Genomic DNA, 24,973 nt, shown 5'->3' with positions numbered 1-24,973 from the left:
GGAGGGACGTGGACGACAACGATGCCGTCCTCGCGAACCCCGGTGGCACCCTGCGCGAGCGGGTGTACCGGGCGCTGCGCGGTGACCTGATGAGTGGACGGATCGGGCCGTCCGAGCGGCTCGGGGAGGAGCGACTCGCCGAACTGTACGGGGTGTCGCGGACACCGGTGCGCGAGGCGCTGGCCCGACTGCAGGCCGACGGGCTGGTCGAACGCGACGAACACGGGCTGTTCCCGTACCGGCCGCGGCTCGACGACCTCGCGGACCTGTACGAACTGCGAATCACCTTGGAGATGCGTGGGATCAAGCGGATCCTCGGTGGCGGTGCCGGCAGCCACGACCCGGCGGTGCTCGGTCCCGAGTTGGAACTGTGGCACGGATACCGTGACGACATGCCCGAACCGGATGCGGGCTTCGTCGCACTCGACGAACGGTTCCACATCACGCTCCTCGCGTCCTCCGGCAACGGTGCACTCGTCGACGCGCTCGCGGGCGTGAACGCGAAGGTGCGCCCGGTGCGGATGTTCGACTACCTCACCCCCGACCGGATGGCCGCGACGGTCGCCGAGCACATCACCGTCGCCGAGCTCGTCCTCGACGGTCACCTCCAGCGCGCCCACGACGCCCTGCTCGCGCACATCGACGAATCCCGCGCGGTCGTGATCGAGCGCGCACAGCAGGCACTGGCCATGGCGCGCATGGCCAATGCCGTCCGCGACTGACCCGACCTCGAAAGGTACTGACATGACGTCCCTCTCGTTCGACACCCTCCTCGTCGCCAACCGCGGTGAGATCGCCTGCCGGATCATGCGATCCGCCCACATCCTCGGTATCAAGACGGTGGCGGTGTACTCCGACGCGGACGCGGCGGCGGCGCACGTGGAGATGGCGGACGTGGCGGTGCGGCTCGGACCGGCGCCCGCGCAGGAGTCGTACCTGCGGGCGGACGCCGTGATCGAGGCGGCCCTCGCGTCGGGTGCCGGCGCGATCCACCCGGGCTACGGATTCCTTTCGGAGAACGACGCGTTCGCGGCCGCGGCCGAGGCCGCCGGAATCGCGTTCGCCGGCCCGACCCCGGAGCAGCTGCGGGTGTTCGGCAACAAGCACTCGGCCCGCGAGGCGGCCCGCGCGGTCGGTGTCCCGCTGGTCGCGGGCAGCGGCATGCTGGGTACCGTCGACGAGGCCCTGGCCGCCGCCGAGCAGGTCGGCTACCCGGTGATGCTCAAGGCGGTCGGCGGCGGTGGCGGTATCGGCATGCAGGCCTGCTTCGACGCCGCCGAGCTGCGCGGCGCGTACGACCGGGTGCAGCGCCTCGCGGCCGCGAACTTCTCCTCGTCCGGCGTGTTCCTCGAGCGGTTCGTCGCCCACGCCCGGCACGTCGAGGTCCAGGTGTTCGGGGACGGCGCGGGGCGCACCGTCAGCCTCGGCACGCGGGACTGCTCGCTGCAGCGTCGCAACCAGAAGGTGGTCGAGGAGGCTCCCGCCCCCGGCCTGTCCGATGCCGTTGTCGAACAACTGCTCTCGTCGTCCCGGGCCCTGGCAGTGTCGGTCGGCTACCGTTCGGCGGGCACCGTCGAGTTCGTGTACGACGTGGACCGCGGCGAGGCGTCGTTCCTGGAGATGAACACCCGGTTGCAGGTGGAGCATCCCGTCACCGAGGAGGTGACGGGCGTCGACCTCGTCGCGTGGATGCTCCGGCTGGCCGGCGGGGACGCGTCGATGCTCGACGACCTGCCCGACACCGGTCCGGCGATCCGCGGCCATGCCGTCGAGGCCCGCGTCTACGCGGAGGATCCCGGCCGCGACTACCGGCCGTCCGCCGGACTGCTCACCAGCGTCGAGTTCCCCGCGCACACCAGGGTGGAGACGTGGGTGGACACAGGCACGGAGGTCAGTGAGCACTACGACCCGATGATCGCGAAGATCGTCACCTCCGCGACCACCCGTGCGGGTGCGTTCGCGGCGCTCGGGGCAGCTCTCGACGAGACGGCCGTGTACGGCATCGCGACGAACCTGCCCCAGCTGCGCGCGATCTCGGTGCTGCGCGAGGTTCTCGACGCCGCCCACACCACCGGTACCCTCGCCCACCTGCGCGTCGGCGGCGCGCGGCTGGACGTGCTGCGCGCGGGGACGATGACGACGCTGCAGGACCATCCGGGCCGGCTCGGATACTGGGAGGTGGGCATCCCGCCGTCGGGCCCGATGGACGATCTGTCGTTCACCCTCGTCAACGCCGCCGTCGGCAACCCCGCCGACGCCGTCGGCCTCGAATGCACGCTGCACGGGCCGCAACTGGAGTTCTCCGAGGCCGCCGTCGTGTGCCTCGGCGGAGCGCCGGCGCCGGTCACGGTGAACGGGACGCCCGTGCCGATGTGGGAGCCGGTGACGATCCCGGCCGGCGGCGTCCTCGACATCGGCAGCCCCGCGGGCGAGGGTCTGCGCACCTACCTCGCCGTCCGCGGCGGCATCGACGCCCCGCACTACCTGGGCAGCGCATCGACATTCACCCTCGGCGGGTTCGGCGGGCTCACCGGCCGGGCGCTGGCCACCGGCGACGTGTTGACGGTCGCCGTGGTGGAGGGCCTCACCGACTCGAATCCTGTTCTGCCCGAGTGCCGGCCCGTGTTCGCCCACACCTGGCACCTGGCCGTCACGGAGGGTCCGCAGCCTGCCCCGTCGTACTTCACCTCCGCCGACATGGCGCAGTTCTACGACACCACCTGGACCGCCGCCGCGCACGCCAACCGGACCGGGATCCGGCTCGACGGCCCGAAGCCGACGTGGTCGCGCACCGACGGCGGCGAAGCCGGTCTGCACCCGTCGAACCTGCACGACAACCCGTACAGCGTCGGCGCGTTGAACGTGTCCGGCGACACCCCGATCCTGCTCGGCCCCGACGGCCCCAGCCTCGGAGGGTTCGCGTGCCCGCTGACCGTCACCAGCGCGCACCGCTGGAAGCTGGGCCAGATCCGCCCCGGCGACGCGGTCCGGTTCGTGCCCGTCACCGAGTCCGGCGCCGCGATGCTGCGGTCGGCGAACACCGTTCGTGCGGCGATGCTTCCGCCGTCGCAGGCGCACGCCACCTCCTCCGACGGCGGTCTCCTGGCCCGTCGCGGCGCGATCCTGGACCGGCCCGAGGTGGTGTACCTGCGCGGCGGCGACGACAACCTGCTCGTCGAGTACGGCGCGATGGAACTCGACCTGGGGCTGCGGATGCGGGTGCACGCGCTGTCGGTGGCGCTCGCCGAACGGACCCTGCGCGGCCTGATCGACGTCACCCCCGGAGTCCGGTCGCTGCACCTGCACTTCGATCCCGACGTGTTGCCCGTCGGCGCACTCCTCGACGTCCTGCAGGACATCGAGGAACTGCTCCCCGCCACCGGCGATCTGGTGGTGCCCAGCCGCACGATCCGGCTGCCGCTCTCGTTCGACGACCCGTCCATCGCCGAGGCGATCGACCGCTACCGCGCCGGTGTCCGCGACACCGCGCCGTGGCTGCCGTCGAACACCGAGTTCATCCGCCGGATCAACGGTCTCGACTCCGTCGACCAGGTGCGTGACGCCGTGTTCGACGCCGAGTACGTGGTTCTCGGTCTCGGCGACGTGTATCTCGGTGCACCGCTGGCCGTTCCGCTCGACCCGCGGCACCGCCTCGTGACCACCAAGTACAATCCGGCGCGGACGTGGACGCCGTCCGACGCGGTCGGCATCGGCGGAAAGTACCTGTGCGTCTACGGAATGGAGTCGCCCGGCGGGTACCAGCTGATCGGCCGCACCGTCCCGATCTGGTCCGGCTACCGCCAGCAGGGCCCGTTCGAGCAGGGCAAGCCGTGGCTGTTCCGCTTCTTCGACCGCATCGTGTGGGAGCCGGTCACCCCGGAGCAGCTCACCGAGTACCGGGCCGAGGCGAAAGCCGGGCGGTTCGACGCCGAGATCGCCGACGGCACCTTCGCCCTCGCCGACCACCTGCGCTTCCTCGCCGACAACGCCGACTCGATCGCCGCGTTCAACGCGCGGCAGGCCACCGCCTTCGAGACGGAGAAGGAGGCGTGGCGCGCGGCGGGGGAGTTCGACCGCGTCGAGGTCGCCGCCGACCCGGTCCCCGCGACCCCGGAACTGGAGTTGCCGCCGGGCGCCGTCGCGGTCGAGGCACCGATGGTCGGCACCGTGTGGCGGGTCGCGGTCGAGCCCGGCCACGTCGTCGAACCCGGCCAGGACGCCGTGGTGCTCGAGGCGATGAAACTGGAGATGTCAGTACCCTTCACGAGTGCGGGGACCGTGCTCGAGGTGCTCGTCGAACCGGGTGCGCAGGTGCAGCCGGGAACCCCGCTCGTGGTGATTGGAGCAGTGTGAACATGAACGCAGTCAGCAGCGTCGCTGTACTGGACGGGGCGTCCTCGCCCACCGAGCGGGTGGCGCAGGCCTTCCGTCGCATCGCCGAGGTCGACCGGCCCGAGGTGTGGATCACGCTGCGCAGCGAGACCGACGTCCTCGCCGACGCCCGGGCGGTCGAGGAGCGGGTCGCGGCCGGGCAGACCCTGCCGCTGGCCGGGCTGCTGGTGGCCGTCAAGGACAATGTCGACGTCGCCGGTCTGCCGACGACCGCGGCGTGCCCCGAATTCGCCTATCCCGCACAGGAGACGGCCAGCGGCGTCGCGCGTCTCGTCGAGCAGGGCGCGGTGGTCCTCGGCAAGACCAACCTCGACCAGTTCGCCACCGGACTGGTCGGCACCCGCAGCCCGTACGGCGCGGTGCGCTGCTCCTGGGATCCCGAACGGGTCTCCGGCGGGTCGAGTTCCGGATCCGCCGCCGCCGTCGCCCTCGGCATCGCCGACATCGGCATCGGCACCGACACCGCCGGGTCGGGCCGGGTGCCCGCCGCCTTCCACGGAATCGTCGGCCTCAAACTCTCGCTCGGCATCGTCTCCACTCACGGTGTCGTGCCCGCGTGCGTCGACTACGACTGCCTGACGGTGTTCGCCGCCGATCTCGGCTCGGCCGTGACGGCGGCGCGGGTGATGACCGGTCCCGAGCCGCGGGATCCGCGCTCGCGGGTCTGGCCGGCGGACGTCCGGCTCGCCGCCCCGGCCGCGCCGGTCGTCGCGATCCCGCGGATCGAGGACCTGGCGCCGCTGTGCCCCGAATACCTGACCGCCTTCGGGGAGACCGTCGCCGCGCTCGAGGCCACCGGCGTGCGGACCCGGACCGTCGACGTCTCCGGTCTGCTCGCGGCCGCCCGCCTGCTCTACGACGGCGCCGTCGTCGCCGAGCGGTACGCCGCGGTCGGAGAGTTCCTCGAATCCGCGCCCGCAGGAGCGGATCCCACCGTCGCGTCCATCGTCGCCGGCGCCAAGGCGCCCGCGGCGCACCGGTTGGTCGGCGACCTCGACGCGCTGCTGCGCACCAAGCGCGATGCCGCGGCCGTCCTCGCCGGCTGCGACGCGCTGCTGCTGCCGACCTCCACGGAGCACCCGACGATCGCCGCGGTGCAGGCCGACCCGATCGCGATCAACGGACGGATGGGCACCTACACGAACTTCTGCAACCTGCTCGACATGGCGGCCGTCGCGGTGCCGGGAACACCGACCGCGGAAGGCAATCCGTTCGGCGTCATGTTCGTGGTCCCCGCGTTCGGTGACCAGGTGGCCGTCGACCTCTCGGCCCGCCTGCTCGGCGTCGACGCACCCGCTCTCGTCGACGGGGGAGTGGACCTGGCCGTGTTCGGCGCGCACCTGCGGGGACAGCCGCTGCACTTCCAGCTCGAGGAGATCGGTGCCCGCTTCACCGGCACCGTCACCACCACCGACGCGTACCGGTTGTACGCGCTCGACACCGTTCCCCCGAAGCCCGGGCTGGTGCGTCGCGGTCCCGGTCTCGGTGCTCCGATCCGCGGCGAGGTCTTCCGCGTCCCCGCCGCCGGGCTCGGCACCTTCCTCGCTGCGTTGCCGGCGCCGATGGCGCTGACCAGCGTGGAGCTGGCGGACGGCCGCACCGTCGTCGGCTTCAGCTGCACCCACGACGCCGTCGACGGCGCCACCGACATCACCGCCCGCGGCGGCTGGCTGTAGCCAGTGGTGCACTTTCGGAGGCTCCGCCGTCCGAAAGTGCACCACTGCGCGGTAGCGCCGTCCGAACGGTCGAGATCGAGATAGAGTCGGGACAGCGAAGCGAGTCCCGACCATGGCCGCACACGACGAGTTCTCGAGGCTGACGGCCGCCGTTCACACCGCGGCGATCGGAGCGTCGGGAGGTGGAGCGATGAGCGAGGAATATTCCGAACAACCGGTGCGGGTCGAGCGCTGCGACGTCTGCATCGTCGGCGCCGGAATCGCCGGACTGAACGCGCTGTTCGTGGCCAGCCGGTACCTGTCCCGGGACCAGAGGGTGGTGCTCGTCGACCGCCGGGACCGGGTCGGGGGCATGTGGATCGACACCTACCCGTACGTGCGTCTGCACCAGCCGCACTCGCTGTTCACCGCGGGCAACATCGCGTGGACGATCGGGAGGGAACCGTCCTATCTGGCAACGAAGACGGAGGTGCTCGACCACTTCGAGCACTGCCTCGACGTCATCCGGCGGCGGGTGACGGTCGACGAGTACTTCGGCTGGACGATGGAATCGGACGAGGAAACGGACGGGATCGTTCGGGTCAGCTGTCGGTCGGCGAACGGCGACGCGCTGCACATCCGAGCGGACCGTCTGATCAAGGCGTCCGGGTTCTGCATCGAGCCGAACGCGGCGCTGGCCACGTCGAGCACCCGGGTGCGCTCCGTCTCGCCCGACGAGTCCCCGCGTGGGCAGGGCGTGTGGGCGAGTGACGCGCCCGTGTGGATCATCGGCGGCGGGAAGACCGCGATGGACACCGTGCACACGCTCGTCACCGAGCGTCCCGGTCGTGAGGTGAACCTCGTGGCCGGCATGGGAACGTACTTCGTCAACCGGGACCGCTACTTTCCCACCGGTGCGCGGCGCTGGTGGGGCACTCCCATGACGAGCACGGTCGCGGCGCAGGTGTCGCGGCGATTCGACGGAACCAACGAGGCGGAGGTCGCGAACTGGTTCCGCGCCCGGTACGCCACGTCGCCCACACCCGAGGCGGGCAACTTTTTCCTCGGTGTGCTGTCGGAGGCGGAGAACGCGACGATCGTGGGCGGACTCCACGACGTCGTCATGGACCGCTTCGTGGACGCGGTCGACCGAGGCGGTGCGACCGACCTGGTGTTCCGCAGCGGTGCCCGCAGGACTGTCGAGCCCGGGAGCTGGATCATCAACTGCACGGGATACGTTCTGCGGCAGGAGAACCCGTACGAGCCCTACACCTCCGCCAGCGGTGCGGTGATCTCGATCCAGCCGCGGTCGGCGACCTTCCATCTGAGTTCGTTCATGGGCTACTTCACCACCCATCTGATGTTCGCGGGTGAGATCACCGCGGTTCCGCTGTACGAGCTCGACATGTACGCCCTGCGCTCGAAGTCGGTCGCGGCCGGCCCGTACACCCTCATCACGCTCGCCCAGTACAACGCGGGGCTGGTCGCCGACGCCGTGCCGTCCGACGTCTTCCGCGACTTCGGGCTCGATTTCGATCGCTGGTACCCGTTGCCCCGCCGGCTCGCCGGCGCCGCGCGGTTCGCGTTCACGCACCGCCGTTCTCGTGAGCAGCAACGCCGAACCCTCGACACCGTCCGGGAGCGGTTCGGTGTCCGATGCGGTCCGCTCGTGTGACCGGCGTTCGCACGCGGTGTCGCACACCGTGCACGAGCGCGTCAGCGCCTGTCGTAGGCCTGCTGGTCGGTGAGGATCTCGGGCATCTGCGATTCGACCAGGTCGATCAGGGACTGCAGGTGTGCCGCGACCTGCTCGCCACGCGGGGTCAGGCTGTACTCGACCTTCGGGGGGATCGCCTCTAGTACCTCGCGGTGCACGAAGCCGGATCGCTCCAGGGCCTGCAGGTTCTGCGAGAGCATCCGCTCGCTGACGCCGTCCACCCGTCGGCGCAGGGCGCTGAAGCGGTAGGGGCCTTCGCCGAGGGCGACGAGCGCGAGCGCGCCCCATCGTCCGGTGACCGTGTGGATCACCTCGCGCGACGGACATGCACGCTCGAACACGTCGGCCGCGAAGTCGGGGCCGGGGTCGGATTCCGGCAGCTCGGACACGCTCATGAGCCCAGATTACTACCGGCCTACAGGTAAGCGCTAACTGAATTAATTGCACTTACGAAAAATTAGTGCATGATGGGCGGGGAGCGCATCGAGGCGCCAACCTGTCTGTGGAGGAGATTCACCATGACCATCGCCGTCACCGGAGCAACCGGCCACCTCGGCCACCACGTCGTCGACGCCCTGCTCGCGCGTGGCGCGCAGCCGGGCGACCTCGTCGCCGTGATCCGCGACGCCGCGAAGGCCGCCGACCTCGCCGAGCGGGGCGTGCAGGTGCGCGTCGCCGACTACTCCGACCGCGCCGCGCTCGACGCCGCCCTCGCGGGTGTCGACAAGCTGCTGCTGATCTCCGGCAGCGAGGTCGGGCAGCGCCTGCCGCAGCACACCAACGTCATCGACGCCGCGAAGGCCGCCGGGGTCCGCTTCGTCGCCTACACCTCACTGCTCGACGCCGCGAACAGCCCGCTCTCGCTCGCCCCGGAGCACAAGGCCACTGAGGAGTTGCTGGCCCGGTCCGGCATCGACCACGCGCTGCTGCGCAACGGCTGGTACTGGGAGAACTACACCGCCGACCTCGCCGGGACAGCGGAGCGCGGCGTCCTCGCCGGAGCCGGTGGCGACGGCCGGGTGGCCGGTGCGGCCCGCGTCGACTACGCCGAGGCCGCCGCGGTCGTCCTGCTCGCCGACGGACAGGCGGGCAAGGTCTACGAGCTCGGCGGCGACGAGCGCCTCACCCTCGCCGAGCTGGCCGCGAAGATCGCCGAGGCCACCGGGAAGGACGTTGCGTACCAGGATCTTCCGGTCGAGCAGTACCGGGCGCTGCTCGAGGGTGCCGGGCTGCCCGCGGTCTACGCCGAGATGCTCGCCAGCGCCGACGCCGGCATCCAGGTCGCCGCGCTCGACACCGAGAGCGGCGACCTGCAGCGCCTCATCGGCCGCAGTTCCACCCCCGCGGTCGAGGTGCTGCGCGCCGCGCTCTAGCCGGCCGGCGCACCCCCACCCCCGGCTGAAGGCGCCCTTCGTGCGGCTGGGCCGCACGAAGGGCGCCTTCAGCCGCGGGGGCGCGAGGTCGGAGTGTCAGTGGTGCCTGCGGCTGCGGATCCGGCGCAGGGTCGCGACGGTGAGAATCCCCGCGACGGTCCCTCCCAGGAGCGCGGCGAGCTTCGGATCGCGCCGTACCCGCTCCAGTTCGGTGCGTGCGCTCTCCTTGGCCCGTCCGGTCAGGTCGGCCCTGCCGGCGAGCGCCTCCACGGTGCCGGCCAGTTCGGCGCGTTGGTGCTCGGCCGTCGCGGCGAGATCTGCGATCTCGTTCCTGTCGTCCGTCATCGCCAGTGCTCCTTCACCGTCTCCACGTCCTCCTGGACGCTGTGTGTGGTGTCGTCCGGAATGAAGGGCAGGACGTCCTTCGTCTTCCGGCCGCCGAGGGCGGTGAGGGTGCCGCCGACCACGATCAGCACCGCCGCGACGATCAGCGCCGCCACCCAGGGTTCGAGGGCGACGGCGAGACCGAGAACGGCGGCGGCGACCAGGGACCCGAGGCCGTACAGTAGGAGGAGCACCCCGGCGCCGGAGACACCGACACCGGCGCCGATGCGTGCACCCTTGCCCTTCATCTCGGCCGCGCCGTGTCTGATCTCGGTGCGCACCAACGCCGTCACCTGATCGGTGAGCCGCTCCACCAGCTGCACGGTCGACAGGTCGTCGACCTGCCGTGCCGGTCCGGGAGGTTCGCCTGTCCGTGGCGGGGCGTGTCCGGTGTGGCTGATCTCGGCCATGCTCGCTCCTCTCGCCGCACGGTGTGGTCCCGGTCCTCGACAGCGTTCCCAGCGGTCCGTCGGCCCAAACCGACCCCGCAGAACGCCGAGGTCCGCCCTAGTGGATGCCGACGGCACCCTCGGCGGGCAGGTCGTCCTTCCCCGCCCTGACCAGTGCCGGCGCGATCGGGCAGACGATCACGAGAAGGGCTGCGGCCCAGCCGAACACGTGCACGTATCCGGAGATCTCGACCGGGAACGGGTGCGCGGCCGGGTTCGCTTCGGCGTACGACGACTTCGCGGCGACGTAGATCGTCGTGAACAGCGCGGTGCCCAGGGTGCCGCCGATCTGCATGGTGGCGTTGCCAGGGCGCTGGCGGCGCCGGCGTCGTGGTCGCGGACACCGACCAGGGCGACGTTCTGCATCGGCGCGATCATCAGGCCGATCCCGAACCCCGACACGAGCAGTGCGGGCAGCACGACGGTCCGGTAGGAGCTGTCGACGTCGATGCGCGTCAGCATCGGCACCAGCCCCGCTGCCGCGACGACCGGGCCGACGGCCATCGGAATCTTGGGCCCGACACGGGTGCTGACCTGCGCCGCGACGCGGGCGGCGATCGTGATCGCGACCGTCAGCGGCAGCGACGCCACACCCGAGACGAACGGGCTCATCCCGAGCGCGACCTGCAGGTAGAACGTCAGGTACAGGGTGCCGCCGATCAGGACGGAGCCGACAACCACCGACCCGATCAGGCCGGGCGCACGATTGCGGTCCCACGGAATGTGCAGCGGGAGAAGGGGGTGCGACGACCGCTTCTCGACCGCCACGAAGGCGGCGAGCGTGAAGATCGCGATCGGAACGTTCACGAGCAGGCACGAACGGCAGTCGGCGTACTCGGTCAGCAGGCCGCCGAGCAGCAGGCCGACCGCCGCGCCGCCGCCGGAGATCGCGCCGTACACCGCGAACGCCTTCGCACGCTCGGCACGGCCGGAAGATGTCAGCGTAACGACGTCGGTGCTCGCTTCGTACGCGAGCGTCGGCATCCTCACATCCGCTTGCGGCAACCGTCCCCCGGTGTGAGCACGCCGCGCCGCCGCTACCCGCGGGTGTGCACCTTTCGACGCGTGCACCCGCAGGATGCGTCGCCGTACGGCGGGTGGATCAGCGGAAGGTGTCGCGCTCGATGCGGAGGGTGTCGATGGTGGTCGCGAGCATGTCGTATTGCCCTACCAGCAGGACGAATTCGATCAGCCCGCGCTCGTCGAGGTGCGCGGCGAGGGCCGACCAGGTGCCTTCGGCGAGGTTCTTCGTGGTGATCAGGTCGTCGACGCCGGCGAGCAGTGCCCGGTGACGCGGACTCCACCCCGGCGCGTCCGGGCCGGAGAGGACCCGGGCCAGGTGGCCGGGGGTGACGCCCGCGCGGCGGCCGAGCCGCGCGTGGTGGTCCATCTCGTAGTCGCAGCCACGCAGGTGCGCGACGCGCAGGATCACCAGTTCCGTTTCGTGTCGCGAGATTCGGCCGCCGGGACGCAGGAACGTCGCGCCGAAGTGCAGCCATCCGCGGTAGGTGCCGCCGGCGCGACCGAGCGTGCTGAACAGGTGCGCGTCGGGCGTGCCCGACACCAGCGACACCACCTTCCACACGGCCCAGTTGACGGGGCCGAGTCGGCGCAACCGGCCGGGGGTGATCCGCGCGCTCATCGCGTCCGGTTCGAACGTCGTCGGGTGAGTCGGACCGGCGCCCGTAGCGCGTCCCCTCCGAGGTAGTGGATCGGTCTGCGATGCACCGTGATTCCCTTCTCGCGGGCGGAGTCCGCCGTCGGGGACGGCTGCGGGCCGCCCGGTACGCAAACTAACACCACAGCCACCCGTGATGCCCCGGTTCAGGTCTCGGCGATCAGGTACGGCGACACCGAGCTGCGGTGCTCGTTGATGTCGAGTTCCTTGCCGAGCGGCGGGAACGCCCGCTGCGGACAGTTGATCCGCTCGCAGACCCGGCAGCCCGACCCGATCGGGGTCGCCGCGGCCTGGTTGTCGAGGTCGAGGCCGTCGGCGTACACGGTGCGGTGCGCGTGCCGCAGCTCGCACCCGAGGCCGATCGCGAACGTCTTGCCCGGCTGCCCGTACCGGGTGGCGCGGCGTTCGACGGTCCGCGCGACCCACAGGTAGCTGCGGCCGTCGGGCATCTGCGCGATCTGCGTGGTGATCTTGCCGGGGTAGGCGAACGACTCGTAGACGTTCCACAGCGGGCAGGTGCCGCCACTGGACGAGAAGTGGAATCCGGTGGCGGACTGACGCTTCGACATGTTGCCCGCCCGGTCGACGCGGACGAACGACCACGGCACCCCGCGGAGCTTGGGGCGCTGCAGGGTGGAGAGCCGGTGACTGATCGTCTCGTACGACTGAGAGAAGAACGCGGAGAGGCGTTCGATGTCGTACCGGAAGTCCTCGGCGATCTCGTGGAACGGGCCGTAGGGCAGCACCGTCGCCGCGGCGAAGTAGTTGGCCAGGCCGAGCTTGGCCAGCGAGCGGGCCGCGTCGGAGGTGAAATTGCCCTCGTCGACGAGTTTCTCGATCAGGTCGCCGCATTCGAGATAGGCGAGCTCGGCGGCGAACTTGAACACCTTCTGCCCGCCGGAAAGGTGCGGCGAGATCTCGAGGACGCGCGCGTCGGGGTCGAAGCGGTGCAGGACACCCTCGCCGAGGTCGATCCGCTGGACGATCTGGACGTCGTGCACCGACTGCAGCCGCTTGGCGATCTCGCCGGCCACGTCGCCGCGGTGGAATCGCATCTTCGCCGTCAGATCCTCGGCGGCGGTGTCGAGTTCGTGCAGGTAGTTCTGCCGCTGGTAGAAGTAGTCGCGCACCTCCTCGTGCGGCATCGTGATCGAGCCGGAGCCGCTGCCGTCGCTGTAGCGGTCCTCGGTGGCCGCCGCGAGTTGTGCGGTGGTGTTGCGGTAGCGGCGGTGCATGTTGACCACGGCCCGCGCGAGCGACGGGTGCCCGGACACCATGTCCGCGAGTTCCTGCGGGTCCGCGTCGAAGCCGATCTCCTGGTCGAGGGCCACCTCGCGCAGCTCGGCGATCAGGCGGGTGTCGTCCTGGGAGGAGAAGAAGGTGGTGTCGACGCCGAACACCTCGGTGATGCGCAGCAGCACCGGGACGGTCAGCGGTCGGACGTCGTGCTCGATCTGGTTGAGGTAGCTCGCCGAGATCTCGAGCGTCTGCGCGAGCGCGGCCTGACTCATGCCCCGCTCGGTCCGCAGCTGGCGGAGTCGTGCTCCCACGAAGGTCTTGGCCATTACACGAGGCTAGAGCCGGTCCGAGCCCTTCGCAACCATGGGTTAGCAGGATTAGCGGTTCATTGCCGCCGTGAAGTGCGTGGCAGGTGCTGCGTCGAGGTTCTCCCGGCCGCTGTCGGTGGCATTCGTCGCCGTTCCGGCGGTCGCGGTCAACCAGGGCATGTCGATCAGTCGGCTGGTGATCGCGAGCGTCGCTGTGGCCGGGGGTATCCGAATCCAGGTGCCGGCCGGCGCCCCCTGCGGCTCTCGGTTCCCCCGCCGTTTCCACCCCTCAGTTCGACGTGTCCTCCGGCGAGTTCGCCGGGGACGCGCAGCCCGCGACGTCGGGGTCGGGCCACGGCACCCGCATGCAGTCGTCGAACGACGGGATGGTCGCGCCGCCGGACTTCTCGATGAGCAGTTCGATGGTGTCGAGGAGGGCGCCGATCCGCAGGTCGAACGGGGTCGCTGCGTCGTCGAACGCGCCGACCGTCCACAACCGCGTCATGGTCGGATAGCGCGCAGGATCGAAGGTGTTGCGCCAGAAGTCGGTCTGCGCCGCCCAGTAGGTCTCGTAGTCGGTGCCCTGGCTGTGCGCGTCGGCGTCCTCCGCGGCGGCCGCGCGGGCGAAGCCGGACACCGCCTGGTTCAGGATCGCGATCGTCTCGACGACCTGGCTCGCGGACAGTCCGGTCTCGACGAGGATGCGATACCCCGACTCCTCGGCGTCGAACACGTGCGGCGCCAACGGCATTCGCCAGGTGTTCACGGACGTCAGCCAGGGGTGGGCGCGCAGCAGGACGAAGTATCCGTGGGCGTAGGCCTCGAGCGCGGGCCGCCAGGGCAGGCCGCGGGCGGGGAGCTCGAAGTCGGCGTACGCCCGGTCGATCATCGCGTCGACCAGGTGCTCACGGCCGGGCACGTGGGAGTACAGCGTCATCGTGCCGACTCCGAGTGCGCGGGCCACCGACCGCATCGACACCGCATCGAGGCCGTGCTCGTCGGCGACGGCCACGGCGGCGTCCACCACCTGCGTGCGATTGACCCGGGCGGGTCGGCCGCGGGTGGCCGGTGGTGTCGCGTCCTCCCACAGCCGGGCGAAGCGCTGGTTGTCCGCCGGTGGCGGCGCCGGCGCGTCCGCATCGAGTTCGCCCATGGAATCTCCTCGACATGCATTGCGGGCATTTATCGTGCAGCGTACCGTAAATCCTGTGACTCAATCGGTACGGCGTACGGAAAATGCGATTCGGGCGCGAGGGCTCACCAAGACCTTTCGTCGCAAGAAGGAGATCGTCGAGGCCGTCAAGGGTGTCGACCTCGACGTCGCCCGGGGCGAGCTGGTCGCGGTTCTCGGTCCGAACGGTGCGGGGAAGTCGACGACGATGCGGATGCTGACCTCGGTGCTCGCCCCGACGTCGGGCACCGCCGAGGTCGCGGGCTGCGACGTCGTCCGGCAGCCGGCCGACGTGCGGGCCAGGATCGGGTACGTCGGGCAGGGCAACGCGGGCGGTTACTCGTACCGGGTGGCGGACGAGCTGCGCAATCAGGGGCGGTTCTACTCGGTGCCCGGCGAGGTCGCCCGCCGCCGGGCCGCCGACCTCCTCGAAGCCCTCGAACTCACCGGGATGGAGAAGCGGACGGTGCAGTCGCTCTCCGGGGGCCAACGCCGACGCCTCGATGTCGCGATGGGCCTGATGAACCATCCACGGCTGCTCTTCCTCGACGAGCCCACCACCGGTCTGGACCCGCATGCACGCGCCAACCTGTGGGAACACGTCCTGCGGCTGCGCGAGGAGAACGACATGACGCTGCTGCTCACCACCCACTACCTCGACGAGGCGGACGCGATGGCCGAGCGGATCGTGCTCATCGACCACGGCACCGTCATCGCCGACGCGACACCCGAGGCACTCAAACGCGACCACGCGGACGATGTCGTCACCGTCGAGTTCGCGGTGGGGCACAGCGCCGCGGCCGCGCGGTCGGTGCTGCCGACCAGCGTCACGTCGGTGACCGAGACGATCACCGACGCCGGAGCCGTCCGGCTCGCACTGAGCACGCACAACGGGCCCGAGTTGGTGCCGCCGCTGCTGCGGACCCTCGACTCGGCCGGCGTCCCGGTCGTGTCGACCGACGTCGAACCGGCCTCGCTGGACGACGTGTTCCTCAACCTGACCGGACGCAGCCTGCGTGAGGAGGCGGCATGACCGAGGTGATCAACCAGACAGCGGAGACGGCCTTCGCCCTGCCCCAACGATCCCGCATCGGCAAGTGGCTCCACGACACCGGAGCGGTGTTCACCCGCGAGATCCTCGTCGTGATGCGGGATCCGTTCACCCTGATCTTCTCGTTGCTGCAGCCACTGGTGTTCCTCGGGCTGTTCGGCCCGCTGCTCGACGGCACGATCGGTGCCGGCGGGATCGAGGGCGAGTCGGCGCTGCAGTGGTTCCTGCCCGGCGTGCTCGTGATGATCGCGATCTTCGGCACCGGCATGGTCGGTGGAAACCTGCTGTACGAGTTGATGACCGGCGCCTACGAACGCATCCTCGCCACCCCGCTCGACCGCTCCTCGATCCTGGTGGGGCGGGCGCTCAAGGAGTTCGCGCCACTCGTCGTCCAGGCCCTGCTCATCACCCTCGTCGCGATTCCCTTCGGGCTCACCTTCCACCCGCTGCACGTCCTCGTCGGGCTGCTGATCCTCGGCGTGTTCGGCATCGGCCTCGGCGCGCTGTCCTACGCGCTCGGACTCGCCGCGAGGAACCGCGAATGGGTGTTCTGGGGCGTGCAGCAGTCGGTGATCTTCCCGCTGCTCCTGCTTGCCGGCATGATGCTGCCCCTCGAATCCGGACCCGACTGGATGCGGGCGGTGTCGCGCGTCAACCCGCTGACCTACATCGTCGACGCCGAACGAGCCCTGTTCACCGGCACGATGTGGGACGCCGACGTCGCGTGGGGGATCGTCGCCGCCGCAGCCACCTGCGCCGTCGGCCTCTGGGTCGGCATCAAGGCGGTCCAGCGCTCGGTCTGACCCCAGCCCTGCCCCGTCTCGCCCCGGCCTCGCGAAACCCCCTGTGCACACATGCGTTCCCGCATGCACAGGGGATTTCGGCGGGGAGAAGGGCGTGTTCGTGCGAGAGCCTGTGTGCAGGAGACGGTCGGTGCCCGCGGTCAGGACCCCGCGAGCACCGGGGCGGCGGACGCGTCGACGGCAGGAAGCCTCAGCGGCACCCCGAACGCCCGATACGTCTTGACCCGGAAGCCGTCGTCCTCCCGGACCAGGTACCCGTCCCGGTTCACCCAGTAGTGCAACTCCTCCGGGGCCTTCTCTTCCAGATCCTTCAGTTCCGACGCGTCCAGGTCCTGTGTTGCGCTCGGCAGGAGCCGCATGGCCAGATCGACCACCGCCTTCGGATCCGGTGTCACGACGAAATGCGTCGTCCGGGATCCGTCCACGTCCCCGCTGCCCTTCACCTCGACACCGATCGCGGTGTCGACCAACGACGTGATCGCGTCGACGTCGAAGAGGACGGACAGCGTCCGCCGGCTTTCCTCGGTGTCCGCCATTCGATACCACGTGCCTGCTTCGGCGCCGTTCACGGCCGTCGAGAACCGGACGAGTGCCGCGTCGTCACGCAGCAGAAGGCTCTGATCGGGTGCCGCCGCGCCGCCGCTGAACTCCTCCCAGAGCACGATCCGTCGCGCCGCGTCGATCTGGCCCTCGGACCTCACGCCGCCCGATTCGGTCGAGACCCGGTACGGACCCGACATCACCGTGCTGGTCATCGCTGCAGTCAGTTGGTCGGCGGGCGGCGCGGACGTGTCCGGCGCGGTGCGGTCGAAGGCACTCACGGGGACCGCGGAACCTGCCGTCTCCCCACCGCACGCGGCGACACAGACGGCGGTGGCGGCCAGCAGAACGCCCACGACGGCGCGACGAGCGGGATGCGACAGGATCATTCAGGTCTCTCGTTCCGAACAGGGTGGGCCGCGCCCGCCCCGGGAAGTCCCGACAGGAACACGCCCACAGGTGCGTGCAGGACACCAACTTGGACGCGACCGCCACGGCGACGGTTCCACCGAACGTCAGCGAGGTCCGGCGAGTGTGCAGAGGTCGCCGCGGATCCCAGGAGGATCCGACGGCAGGCGCACACCCGGCGAACCGGGGCCGGGTCAGGCCCAGGGGTTCTCGCGGGCGAAGACGGTGGGGAAGCTCAACTCGACGCCGTCCGCCGCGGCGAGGCGGGTGAGCACCGCCATCGTCCGGTCGAGGTCGTCGCCGGCGTAGGGGAGCGCGCGCAGCGGCCGGGTGAGGGGTCGGAAGAAGTCGTCCCAGTGCGTCAGCACGGCTCGCCGCGCGCCGACGGTTCGGATCGTCTCGTTCCAGTACGTCTCGATGTACTGCTCGGACTGCAGGCCCAACTGGCCCACACCGAGGTACGCCACGTCGGCCCGCCTGCCGTCGAGCGAGCCCGCGACGTAGCCGGCACTGCCCTGGACGAGCACCGAACGCCCCGTCCCCGGATGGCGCACGATGATCGACCACGCCTCGCCGCACCGGTACGCCGCTGCTCGGACCGGCGGTGTCACGGGCGCCGTGATCTCACCGGGGTAGCGGTCCGGCGGGCAGTGGTGGGACTCGATCAACGTCACCTCGAACACGCCGAGACGTTGCGCGTCGCCGGGAGTCGCGCGGACGATCCGGCCCTCGGGCAGGCCGTGGCCGCGTCCGATCTGGACCGTGGACGCGCCGCCGACCAGCGCGGCTCCGGTCTTGCGTGCCACGACCGCCGAGTCCAGTGCGTGATCGAAGTGCGTGTGCACCGGAATCACCGCGGCGAGCGCGCTCACGCCGGCCCGGTCCAGGGCCTCGTCGATCCGCGTGAGGTCCGGTGCGATCCGGCCGAACGCGACCCGGGGCAGTGACGGCCGGGAGAAGTAGCCGTCGGTCAGGATCGCCGAGCTGCCGCCGTCGATCAGCAGGCTGGAGACGCCGAGGAACGTGACCGCGAATCCACCGTCGGCGGGCGGCACGTCGAACCGGTCGCGGTACGCGGAGATGTCGGGGCGTCCGAGTCGCAGTCGCACACCCCGACGGTATCCGCGTCCGCGACGCCCGCGCGTGCGTCCGCGTGACCTGTCGGCAGACCCCGTGTGCAGCGGTGTCACGGCGTCGGCGAGGCGTCGGGCCGGCGCACACAATCCGTGCGCACAGGGTCCGTGTGCGCAGGGTCCGTGTGCAGAGGGGTTTTCGCCCACGCACAGGGGAGATGTGCGCGCAGTAGGAGTGTGCGCGCGGCAGAACCCGTGTGCACAGGGTTCTGCCACAACGGACGTCCTTCGCAACCGGCGAAGATCGGACGCCGATTGCCCTGGTCTCCGCCCGTTGTGCAAGTCGGGCAGCGGTGATTGTCCTCACATGCGCTGGGTTGGCTGTGTGATTTCGGGCGCCGCGGGGTCGCGCCTCGGCTGCGTGCGGTTGCCGCGCGGATCGGCTCTCCTGCCTGCGCAAACGGACTACTCGTCAGTAACTTACTGTCTGGTTATACGACCGAAAACCCAGTGCTTAAATTTGCAAAGTTAGCAAGCGATGGTGGAAACGTAGCCAAGATTGGCATTAGTAACAGGTAGACGGCAGTTTTTACGTGTGCCACTCTCGATACGTACATCAGAGAGGCCTGGCAAGCATGTGAAGCCGTACGGACGTACTGGACGGAGCATCCTCAAGGGCCGGCAGATCAGAGAGAGTGGAGTCTTGATGTCGACCACCGGCACCCCGAAGACCGCAGCTGAGATCCAGAAGGATTGGGACACCAACCCTCGCTGGAAGGGCGTCACCCGCAACTACACCGCCGACCAGGTCGTCAAGCTCCAGGGTTCCGTCGTCGAGGAAGCCACCCTGGCCCGCCGTGGCTCGGAGATCCTGTGGGACCTGGTGAACAACGAGGACTACATCAACTCGCTCGGCGCCCTCACCGGCAACCAGGCCGTGCAGCAGGTCCGCGCCGGCCTCAAGGCCATCTACCTCTCCGGCTGGCAGGTCGCCGGTGACGCGAACCTCTCCGGCCACACCTACCCGGACCAGAGCCTCTACCCGGCCAACTCGGTGCCGCAGGTCGTGCGCCGCATCAACAACGCGCTGCTGCGCGCCGACGAGATCGCCAAGGTCGAGGGCGACACATCCGTCGACAACTGGCTCGCCCCGATCGTCGCGGACGGTGAGGCCGGCTTCGGTGGCGCGCTCAACGTCTACGAGCTGCAGAAGGCCATGATCGCCGCCGGTGTCGCCGGTTCGCACTGGGAGGACCAGCTCGCGTCGGAGAAGAAGTGCGGTCACCTCGGTGGCAAGGTGCTCATCCCGACCCAGCAGCACATCCGCACCCTGACCTCGGCGCGTCTCGCGGCCGACGTCGCGGACGTCCCGACGGTCGTCATCGCCCGCACCGACGCCGAGGCCGCCACCCTGCTGACCTCCGACGTCGACGAACGTGACCGCGAGTTCCTCGACGGCACCCGCACCGCCGAGGGCTTCTACGGCGTCAAGAACGGCATCGAGCCCTGCATCGCGCGGGCCAAGGCCTACGCGCCGTACGCGGACCTGATCTGGATGGAGACCGGCGTGCCGGACCTCGAGGTCGCCAAGCGGTTCGCCGAGGCCGTGCGCAGCGAGTTCCCGGACCAGCTGCTCGCCTACAACTGCTCCCCGTCCTTCAACTGGAAGGCGCACCTGGACGACTCGACCATCGCGAAGTTCCAGAAGGAGCTCGGCGCGATGGGCTTCAAGTTCCAGTTCATCACCCTCGCCGGCTTCCACTCGCTCAACTACGGCATGTTCGACCTGGCGCACGGCTACGCCCGCGAGGGCATGACCGCCTTCGTCGACCTGCAGGAGCGTGAGTTCAAGGCCGCCGAGGAGCGTGGCTTCACCGCCATCAAGCACCAGCGTGAGGTCGGTGCCGGCTACTTCGACACCATCGCCACCACGGTCGACCCGAACACCTCCACGGCTGCCCTGAAGGGCTCCACCGAGGAAGGGCAGTTCCACTAAGCTCGTCCGCCTCTCCGGGGACTTCAGCGCACCAGTCAGGCGGCCCGCACTTCGCGTTGCGGGCCGCCTGTCCGGAATTCGGGGCATGTGGGCGTACCCGGTGAGTTACCCATGTTCTTGCCAAATCTGTTGTCACCGAACCACACGTACGCTGAGGAGTTACGACGTGACCAGCGAGAAGATTCAGCGCGTCGGGGTGATCGGCGCCGGACAGATGGGCGCCGGGATCGCCGAGGTGTGTGCCCGCGCGCACGTCGACGTCCTGGTGTTCGAACAGACCCGTGAGCTCGCCGCCGCAGGACGCGCGCGCATCCTGCGCTCGCTCGACCGCGGCGTGAGCACCGGCAAGGTCACCGAGCGTGAGCGGGAGCAGGCGGCCTGGCGGCTGCGTTTCACCTCCGACCTCGGCGACTTCGCCGACCGGCAGTTCGTCGTGGAGGCCGTGGTCGAGGACGAGAAGGTCAAGAGCGAGATCTTCGCCGAGCTCGACCAGATCGTCACCGACCCCGACGCGGTTCTCGCGTCCAACACGTCGTCCATCCCGATCATGAAGCTCGGCATCGGCACCAGCCGGCCCGAGCGTGTCGTCGGCATGCACTTCTTCAACCCGGTGCCCGTGCTCCCGCTCGTCGAGCTGGTCACCACGCTCAAGACCAGCGCTACGGTCTCCGAGCGCGCCGAGCGGTTCGCCTCCGACGTCCTGGGCAAGCAGGTCGTGCGCTCCGCCGACCGGTCCGGGTTCGTCGTCAACGCCCTGCTGGTGCCGTACCTGCTGTCCGCGATCCGCATGGTGGAGTCGGGTTTCGCCACCAAGGAGGACATCGACAAGGCGACCGTCCTGGGCCTCGCGCACCCGATGGGTCCGCTGGCCCTGACCGACCTGGTCGGCCTGGACACGGTCAAGTCGATCGCGGACTCGATGTACCAGGAGTTCAAGGAGCCGCTGTACTCGGCGCCGCCACTGCTGCTGCGCATGGTCGAGGCCGGTCTGGTCGGCAAGAAGGTGGGCCGGGGCTTCTACGAGTACGCCGACAACGGGCGGATCGCGAAGAAGGCCGGCTAGCCGCAGAATCCGTCGGTCGAGAATCCGTCGGTCGAGCATCAGTTGGTCGAGCATCAGTTGGTCGAGCATCCCGGCGCATCAGGAAGGGCAGCACCGATGTCGAGCAGCGCAGCCACTTACGGCTCCAGCGTCCTGGGCTACCCGCGGATCGGCCCCCGGCGTGAACTCAAGCGGGCGCTCGAGGCGTACTGGCACGCGCAGATCCCGCAGGCGGAGCTCGTCGCGGTCGGACGCGAGTTGCAGGAACAGACCTGGAGCGAGCTCGCCGCCACCGGGCTGACGCAGGTTCCGGGCAACACCTTCTCGTACTACGACCACGTCCTCGACAACGCGCTGCTGTTCGGCGCCGTCCCGTCGCGGTTCGCGCCGCTGCAGGGTGAACTCGACGAGCTCGACTTCTATTTCACGATGGCACGCGGGCGTCCCGACTTCCCGCCGCTCGAACTGGTGCGGTACGTCGACACCAACTACTACTACCGTCAGCCGGAGCTCGACGAGAAGACCGTCTTCTCGCTGCACGCCGAGGCGGTGACGGACGAGTTCGCGCGGGCGAAGGAGCGCGGCATCGAGCTGCGCCCCGTGGTGCTCGGGCCGGTGTCGTTGCTGCTGCTGTCCAAGGTGGGACCGGATGCGGCGGAAGGGTTCTCGACGCTCGACCTGCTCGACGCGCTGCTGCCGCAGTACGAGGCGCTGTTCGAGATCCTGGCCAAGGCCGGCGCCACCTGTATCCAACTCGACGAGCCGATGTTCACCCAGGACCGCAGCGGCGACGAACTGGCGGCGCTCGAGCGTGCGTACGCCGCGCTGTCGCACGCGCCGCTGCGTCCGCGCATCCTCGTGACCGGTCCGTACGGCAACCTGGGGGAGGCCCTGCAGATCCTCGCCGCCACCTCGATCGAGGCCGTCGGTCTGGACCTGGTGTACGGCCGGATGTCGGCCGACGAGCTGGCGACGATTCCCGGCCTGCGTCGCAAGCGTCTGTACGCCGGCGTCGTCAACGGTCGAAATGTCTGGCGCGCAGACAATGTCGTCACCCTGACGTACCTGTCGCAGCTGCGGGACGTGATCCCGGACCTGGTGGTCTCGACGTCCTGTTCGCTCATGCACGTGCCCTACGACGTGCTCGCCGAGTGGGACATCGAGGGCGACGTCGCGGACCGTCTCGCGTTCGCCAAGCAGAAGGTCGGCGAGGTGGTGTCGTTGGCGAAGGCGCTCACCGAGGGCCCGTCCGAGCGGTGGCGCAAGAAGCCGACCTCGGTGCACTTCAAGCAGAAGCACGAAGTGCGGTCGCGGGTCAACGCGATCCGACCCGAGCATCGCGTCCGCGCTCCCTACGAGGAGCGTCGGGCGGCGCAGCAGGCGCGGCTGAACCTGCCCCTGGTACCCGCGACCACGCTCGGGTCGTTCCCGCAGACCACCGAGATCCGCAAGGTGCGTTACGACCTCGGCGAGGGTCGGCTCGAGTACCCGGACTACGTCAAGCGCGTCCAGGAGGAGATCGAGCGCACCATCCGCCTGCAGGAGGACATCGGACTCGACGTCCTCGTGCACGGTGAGCACGAGCGCAACGACATGATCCAGTACTTCGCCGAGCTGATGGACGGATTCGCGTGTACGCACGCCGGCTGGGTGCAGGCGTACGGGTCACGGTGCGTGCGTCCGCCGATCCTGTACGGCGACGTCCGTCGGCGCGGACCGATGACCACCTCGTGGATCGGCTACGCGCAGTCGCTGACCGACCGGCCCGTCAAGGGCATACTGACCGGCCCCGTCACCATGCTGGCGCGCTCGTTCGTCCGGCAGGATCAGCCGCTGCACGAGACCGCCGACCAGCTGGCGCTGGCGATCCGCGACGAGATCGCGGACCTCGAGGCGGCGGGCATCGCGATCATCCAGGTCGACGAACCCGCGATCCGAGAACTGTTGCCGCTGCGCGCCGGTGGACGTTCCGAGTACCTGGGCTGGGCGGTGGACGCGTTCACCCTGGCGACCGGCGGTGCGAAGCCGCAGACGCAGATCCACACGCATCTGACGTACACCAGCCGCGCCGAGGTGGTGGACGCGATCGAGCGGATGGACTGCGACGTCACCGCGATCGTGGCCACCCGGTCCATCGAGTGGGTCCTCGACGCGATCAAGGAGCGCAAGCTGACCCACGGCGTGGGACCCGGTGTGTACGAGTCCCGTTCGGCGAGGATCCCCGACATCGACGAACTCGACGGGCTGCTCACCGAGGCCGCCGAGTCGGTGGATCTGGACCGGCTGTGGGCGAACCCGGACGGCGGACTCAAGACGCGGCACTACTGGCAGCTGGAGCCGTCGCTGCGGAACCTGGTCGCCGCCGCGCATCGACTGCGGCGTCGGGCGGCGGCGGGCTGAACGCCGCGAAAGTCGTGCACACCGTTCGCGGCCCGTGAGTGGTCGCGGCCGCGGACGGTGCGGCCCGAGGGGCCCGGACTACTGTGGGTCCGGGAGGAAAGGCCCCGAACCGAACCGGTTCGGGGCCTTTTCCTGTCCCCGGCGACGGCGGGCTCCCGGAGTCGCGCCCGGTTGGCGCGGTCACCGATGTCCGGATAGACATGTAGGCATGCTCACCGTTTCCGCGTACGCCGCGACCGCCGCCGACGCGCCCCTCGAGAAGACCACCGTCGAACGCCGCGACCTCGGCCCGCTCGACATCCTGATCGAGATCAAGTTCGCCGGCATCTGTCACTCCGACATCCACACCGCCCGCAACGAATGGGGCGGCACCCGCTACCCCGTCGTCCCCGGCCACGAGATCGCCGGCATCGTCACCGCCGTCGGCTCCGACGTCACCCGGCACAAGGTCGGCGACCGGGTCGGCGTCGGCTGCTTCGTCGACTCCTGCGGCACCTGCGGGCCCTGCGAGGCGGGCGAGGAGCAGTACTGCGCCAACCGCGTCACCGCCACCTACAACTCGGTCGGCAAGGACGGCAAGGTCACCCAGGGCGGCTACTCCACGCACATCGTCGTCACCGAACGCTTCGTCGTCTCCATCCCCGACGGGCTCGACCTCGCCGCCGCCACCCCGCTGCTGTGCGCGGGCATCACCCTCTACTCGCCGCTGCGGCACTGGAACGCGGGCCCCGGCTCGAAGGTGGCCGTCGTCGGCATGGGCGGCCTCGGCCATGTCGGCGTCAAGATCGCCCACGCGATGGGCGCCGAGGTCACGGTGCTCAGCCAGTCGCTGTCCAAGCAGGAGGACGGCCTGCGATTCGGCGCCGACCACTACCGCGCGACCGCCGACCCGGCGGTGTTCAAGGAACTGCGCAGCAGCTTCGACCTGATCCTCAACACCGTGTCGGTCAACCTCGACATAGACGCCTACCTGAGCCTGCTCGCGCTGGACGGCACCCTCGTCCTCCTCGGCCTGCCCGAGAAGCCGATCTCCGTGCGCGCGTTCTCCCTCGCGGGCAACCGTCGCAGCCTCGCGGGCTCCAACGTCGGCGGCCTCCGCGAAACCCAGGAGATGCTCGACTTCTGCGCCGAGCACGGCATCGTCTCCGAGATCGAACTGATCTCCGCCGACGAGATCAACGACGCCTACGAGCGGGTGCTCCGCAGCGACGTGCGCTACCGCTTCGTCATCGACGCCGCCACCTTCTAGATGGCGGGCGCCAGTGGTGCACTTTCGGACGCCCCGACATCCGAA

20 protein-coding genes are annotated in these 24,973 nt (G+C 69.9%); 11 read left to right on the top strand and 9 right to left on the bottom strand.

The window, feature by feature from the left end:
- The first annotated feature begins 8 nt into the window (after positions 1-8).
- The 4 genes from ACFYVR_RS19430 to ACFYVR_RS19415 all read left to right on the top strand — a co-directional run bounded on the left by ACFYVR_RS19430 (position 9) and on the right by ACFYVR_RS19415 (position 7,722).
- Positions 9-722, top strand: a complete 714-nt coding sequence (locus ACFYVR_RS19430; RefSeq protein ID WP_387476121.1) for a GntR family transcriptional regulator — start codon at positions 9-11, stop codon at positions 720-722.
- Between the two features lie 22 nt (positions 723-744).
- Positions 745-4,353: an urea carboxylase gene (gene uca / locus ACFYVR_RS19425; RefSeq protein ID WP_387476119.1), complete on the top strand. Its 3,609-nt coding sequence runs from the start codon at positions 745-747 to the stop codon at positions 4,351-4,353.
- Between the two features lie 2 nt (positions 4,354-4,355).
- Entirely contained in the window at positions 4,356-6,068 is a 1,713-nt protein-coding gene (gene atzF / locus ACFYVR_RS19420; RefSeq protein WP_387476117.1) for an allophanate hydrolase, read from the top strand.
- Between the two features lie 190 nt (positions 6,069-6,258).
- A complete protein-coding gene (locus tag ACFYVR_RS19415; protein ID WP_387476115.1) occupies positions 6,259-7,722 on the top strand; it encodes an FAD-dependent oxidoreductase in 1,464 nt (487 codons plus the stop codon).
- Positions 7,723-7,763: 41 nt separating this feature from the next.
- On the opposite strand, the gene ACFYVR_RS19410 is transcribed toward ACFYVR_RS19415, so the two are convergent.
- Positions 7,764-8,159, bottom strand: a complete 396-nt coding sequence (locus ACFYVR_RS19410; protein WP_387476113.1) for a winged helix-turn-helix transcriptional regulator — start codon at positions 8,157-8,159, stop codon at positions 7,764-7,766.
- 123 nt (positions 8,160-8,282) lie between these two features.
- Between ACFYVR_RS19410 and ACFYVR_RS19405 the strand changes: the two genes are divergently transcribed.
- The gene (locus ACFYVR_RS19405) at positions 8,283-9,137 is read left to right on the top strand and encodes an SDR family oxidoreductase (RefSeq protein ID WP_387476111.1); all 855 of its coding nucleotides are present in this window, start codon (positions 8,283-8,285) and stop codon (positions 9,135-9,137) included.
- Between the two features lie 96 nt (positions 9,138-9,233).
- Here ACFYVR_RS19405 and ACFYVR_RS19400 read toward each other — a convergent pair whose 3' ends face one another.
- From ACFYVR_RS19400 to ACFYVR_RS19375, 6 genes are all read right to left on the bottom strand, one after another.
- Positions 9,234-9,482, bottom strand: coding sequence for a hypothetical protein (locus ACFYVR_RS19400; protein ID WP_387476109.1), 249 nt, complete (start codon positions 9,480-9,482; stop codon positions 9,234-9,236).
- Complete coding sequence (locus tag ACFYVR_RS19395; protein ID WP_387476107.1) at positions 9,479-9,931, bottom strand: phage holin family protein; 453 nt, start codon at positions 9,929-9,931, stop codon at positions 9,479-9,481. Before ACFYVR_RS19395 ends, ACFYVR_RS19400 begins: the two co-directional genes overlap by 4 nt.
- A 177-nt stretch (positions 9,932-10,108) precedes the next feature.
- On the bottom strand, positions 10,109-10,954 hold the full coding sequence (locus ACFYVR_RS19390) for an MFS transporter (protein ID WP_387476105.1): 846 nt from the start codon (positions 10,952-10,954) through the stop codon (positions 10,109-10,111).
- A gap of 118 nt (positions 10,955-11,072) precedes the next feature.
- Positions 11,073-11,612, bottom strand: coding sequence for a carboxymuconolactone decarboxylase family protein (locus tag ACFYVR_RS19385; protein ID WP_387476103.1), 540 nt, complete (start codon positions 11,610-11,612; stop codon positions 11,073-11,075).
- 182 nt (positions 11,613-11,794) lie between these two features.
- Positions 11,795-13,213 (bottom strand): acetate metabolism transcriptional regulator RamB, encoded by a 1,419-nt coding sequence (ramB, locus tag ACFYVR_RS19380; protein WP_387476101.1) that lies wholly within the window; start codon positions 13,211-13,213, stop codon positions 11,795-11,797.
- A gap of 271 nt (positions 13,214-13,484) precedes the next feature.
- Complete coding sequence (locus ACFYVR_RS19375) at positions 13,485-14,348, bottom strand: TetR/AcrR family transcriptional regulator (protein WP_387476099.1); 864 nt, start codon at positions 14,346-14,348, stop codon at positions 13,485-13,487.
- 55 nt (positions 14,349-14,403) lie between these two features.
- Here ACFYVR_RS19375 and ACFYVR_RS19370 point away from each other — a divergent pair, with 55 nt between their 5' ends.
- Together ACFYVR_RS19370 and ACFYVR_RS19365 are read left to right on the top strand one after the other, a co-directional pair.
- Positions 14,404-15,399 carry an ABC transporter ATP-binding protein gene (locus ACFYVR_RS19370; RefSeq protein ID WP_387476097.1) on the top strand — a complete coding sequence of 332 codons (996 nt, stop codon included), beginning with the start codon at positions 14,404-14,406 and terminating at the stop codon, positions 15,397-15,399.
- Entirely contained in the window at positions 15,396-16,220 is an 825-nt protein-coding gene (locus ACFYVR_RS19365) for an ABC transporter permease (RefSeq protein WP_387476095.1), read from the top strand. Before ACFYVR_RS19370 ends, ACFYVR_RS19365 begins: the two co-directional genes overlap by 4 nt.
- Positions 16,221-16,360: 140 nt before the next feature.
- Here the strand turns inward: ACFYVR_RS19365 and ACFYVR_RS19360 are convergent, their stop codons facing one another.
- Both ACFYVR_RS19360 and ACFYVR_RS19355 read right to left on the bottom strand, forming a co-directional pair.
- Positions 16,361-17,149: a hypothetical protein gene (locus ACFYVR_RS19360; RefSeq protein WP_387476093.1), complete on the bottom strand. Its 789-nt coding sequence runs from the start codon at positions 17,147-17,149 to the stop codon at positions 16,361-16,363.
- Positions 17,150-17,362: 213 nt separating this feature from the next.
- On the bottom strand, positions 17,363-18,277 hold the full coding sequence (locus tag ACFYVR_RS19355) for an MBL fold metallo-hydrolase (protein ID WP_387476091.1): 915 nt from the start codon (positions 18,275-18,277) through the stop codon (positions 17,363-17,365).
- A gap of 670 nt (positions 18,278-18,947) precedes the next feature.
- Here ACFYVR_RS19355 and aceA point away from each other — a divergent pair.
- From aceA to ACFYVR_RS19335, 4 genes are all read left to right on the top strand, one after another.
- Complete coding sequence (gene aceA, locus ACFYVR_RS19350) at positions 18,948-20,237, top strand: isocitrate lyase (protein ID WP_387476089.1); 1,290 nt, start codon at positions 18,948-18,950, stop codon at positions 20,235-20,237.
- Positions 20,238-20,403: 166 nt separating this feature from the next.
- Positions 20,404-21,300 carry a 3-hydroxybutyryl-CoA dehydrogenase gene (locus ACFYVR_RS19345; RefSeq protein ID WP_387476087.1) on the top strand — a complete coding sequence of 299 codons (897 nt, stop codon included), beginning with the start codon at positions 20,404-20,406 and terminating at the stop codon, positions 21,298-21,300.
- 96 nt (positions 21,301-21,396) lie between these two features.
- Positions 21,397-23,679, top strand: coding sequence for a 5-methyltetrahydropteroyltriglutamate--homocysteine S-methyltransferase (gene metE / locus ACFYVR_RS19340; RefSeq protein ID WP_387476085.1), 2,283 nt, complete (start codon positions 21,397-21,399; stop codon positions 23,677-23,679).
- A gap of 208 nt (positions 23,680-23,887) precedes the next feature.
- Positions 23,888-24,928 (top strand): NAD(P)-dependent alcohol dehydrogenase, encoded by a 1,041-nt coding sequence (locus tag ACFYVR_RS19335; protein WP_387476083.1) that lies wholly within the window; start codon positions 23,888-23,890, stop codon positions 24,926-24,928.
- Positions 24,929-24,973: the final 45 nt, after the last annotated feature.

It is taken from the genome of Rhodococcus sp. NPDC003318, from assembly GCF_042879035.1.
GTDB lineage: Bacteria > Actinomycetota > Actinomycetes > Mycobacteriales > Mycobacteriaceae > Rhodococcus_G.
This window is presented reverse-complemented; position numbering and strand designations above follow the sequence as displayed.

Excerpts from the sequence above, each read along its gene's own strand:
- uca (WP_387476119.1), top strand. The coding sequence starts at position 745 with ATGACGTCCCTCTCGTTCGACACCCTCCTCGTCGCCAACCGCGGTGAG.
- atzF (WP_387476117.1), top strand. The coding sequence starts at position 4,356 with ATGAACGCAGTCAGCAGCGTCGCTGTACTGGACGGGGCGTCCTCGCCC.
- ACFYVR_RS19415 (WP_387476115.1), top strand. The coding sequence starts at position 6,259 with ATGAGCGAGGAATATTCCGAACAACCGGTGCGGGTCGAGCGCTGCGAC.
- ACFYVR_RS19410 (WP_387476113.1), bottom strand. The coding sequence starts at position 8,159 with ATGAGCGTGTCCGAGCTGCCGGAATCCGACCCCGGCCCCGACTTCGCG.
- ACFYVR_RS19405 (WP_387476111.1), top strand. The coding sequence starts at position 8,283 with ATGACCATCGCCGTCACCGGAGCAACCGGCCACCTCGGCCACCACGTC.
- ACFYVR_RS19400 (WP_387476109.1), bottom strand. The coding sequence starts at position 9,482 with ATGACGGACGACAGGAACGAGATCGCAGATCTCGCCGCGACGGCCGAG.
- ACFYVR_RS19395 (WP_387476107.1), bottom strand. The coding sequence starts at position 9,931 with ATGGCCGAGATCAGCCACACCGGACACGCCCCGCCACGGACAGGCGAA.
- ACFYVR_RS19390 (WP_387476105.1), bottom strand. The coding sequence starts at position 10,954 with ATGCCGACGCTCGCGTACGAAGCGAGCACCGACGTCGTTACGCTGACA.
- ACFYVR_RS19385 (WP_387476103.1), bottom strand. The coding sequence starts at position 11,612 with ATGAGCGCGCGGATCACCCCCGGCCGGTTGCGCCGACTCGGCCCCGTC.
- ramB (WP_387476101.1), bottom strand. The coding sequence starts at position 13,213 with ATGGCCAAGACCTTCGTGGGAGCACGACTCCGCCAGCTGCGGACCGAG.
- ACFYVR_RS19375 (WP_387476099.1), bottom strand. The coding sequence starts at position 14,348 with ATGGGCGAACTCGATGCGGACGCGCCGGCGCCGCCACCGGCGGACAAC.
- ACFYVR_RS19365 (WP_387476095.1), top strand. The coding sequence starts at position 15,396 with ATGACCGAGGTGATCAACCAGACAGCGGAGACGGCCTTCGCCCTGCCC.
- ACFYVR_RS19360 (WP_387476093.1), bottom strand. The coding sequence starts at position 17,149 with ATGATCCTGTCGCATCCCGCTCGTCGCGCCGTCGTGGGCGTTCTGCTG.
- aceA (WP_387476089.1), top strand. The coding sequence starts at position 18,948 with ATGTCGACCACCGGCACCCCGAAGACCGCAGCTGAGATCCAGAAGGAT.
- metE (WP_387476085.1), top strand. The coding sequence starts at position 21,397 with ATGTCGAGCAGCGCAGCCACTTACGGCTCCAGCGTCCTGGGCTACCCG.
- ACFYVR_RS19335 (WP_387476083.1), top strand. The coding sequence starts at position 23,888 with ATGCTCACCGTTTCCGCGTACGCCGCGACCGCCGCCGACGCGCCCCTC.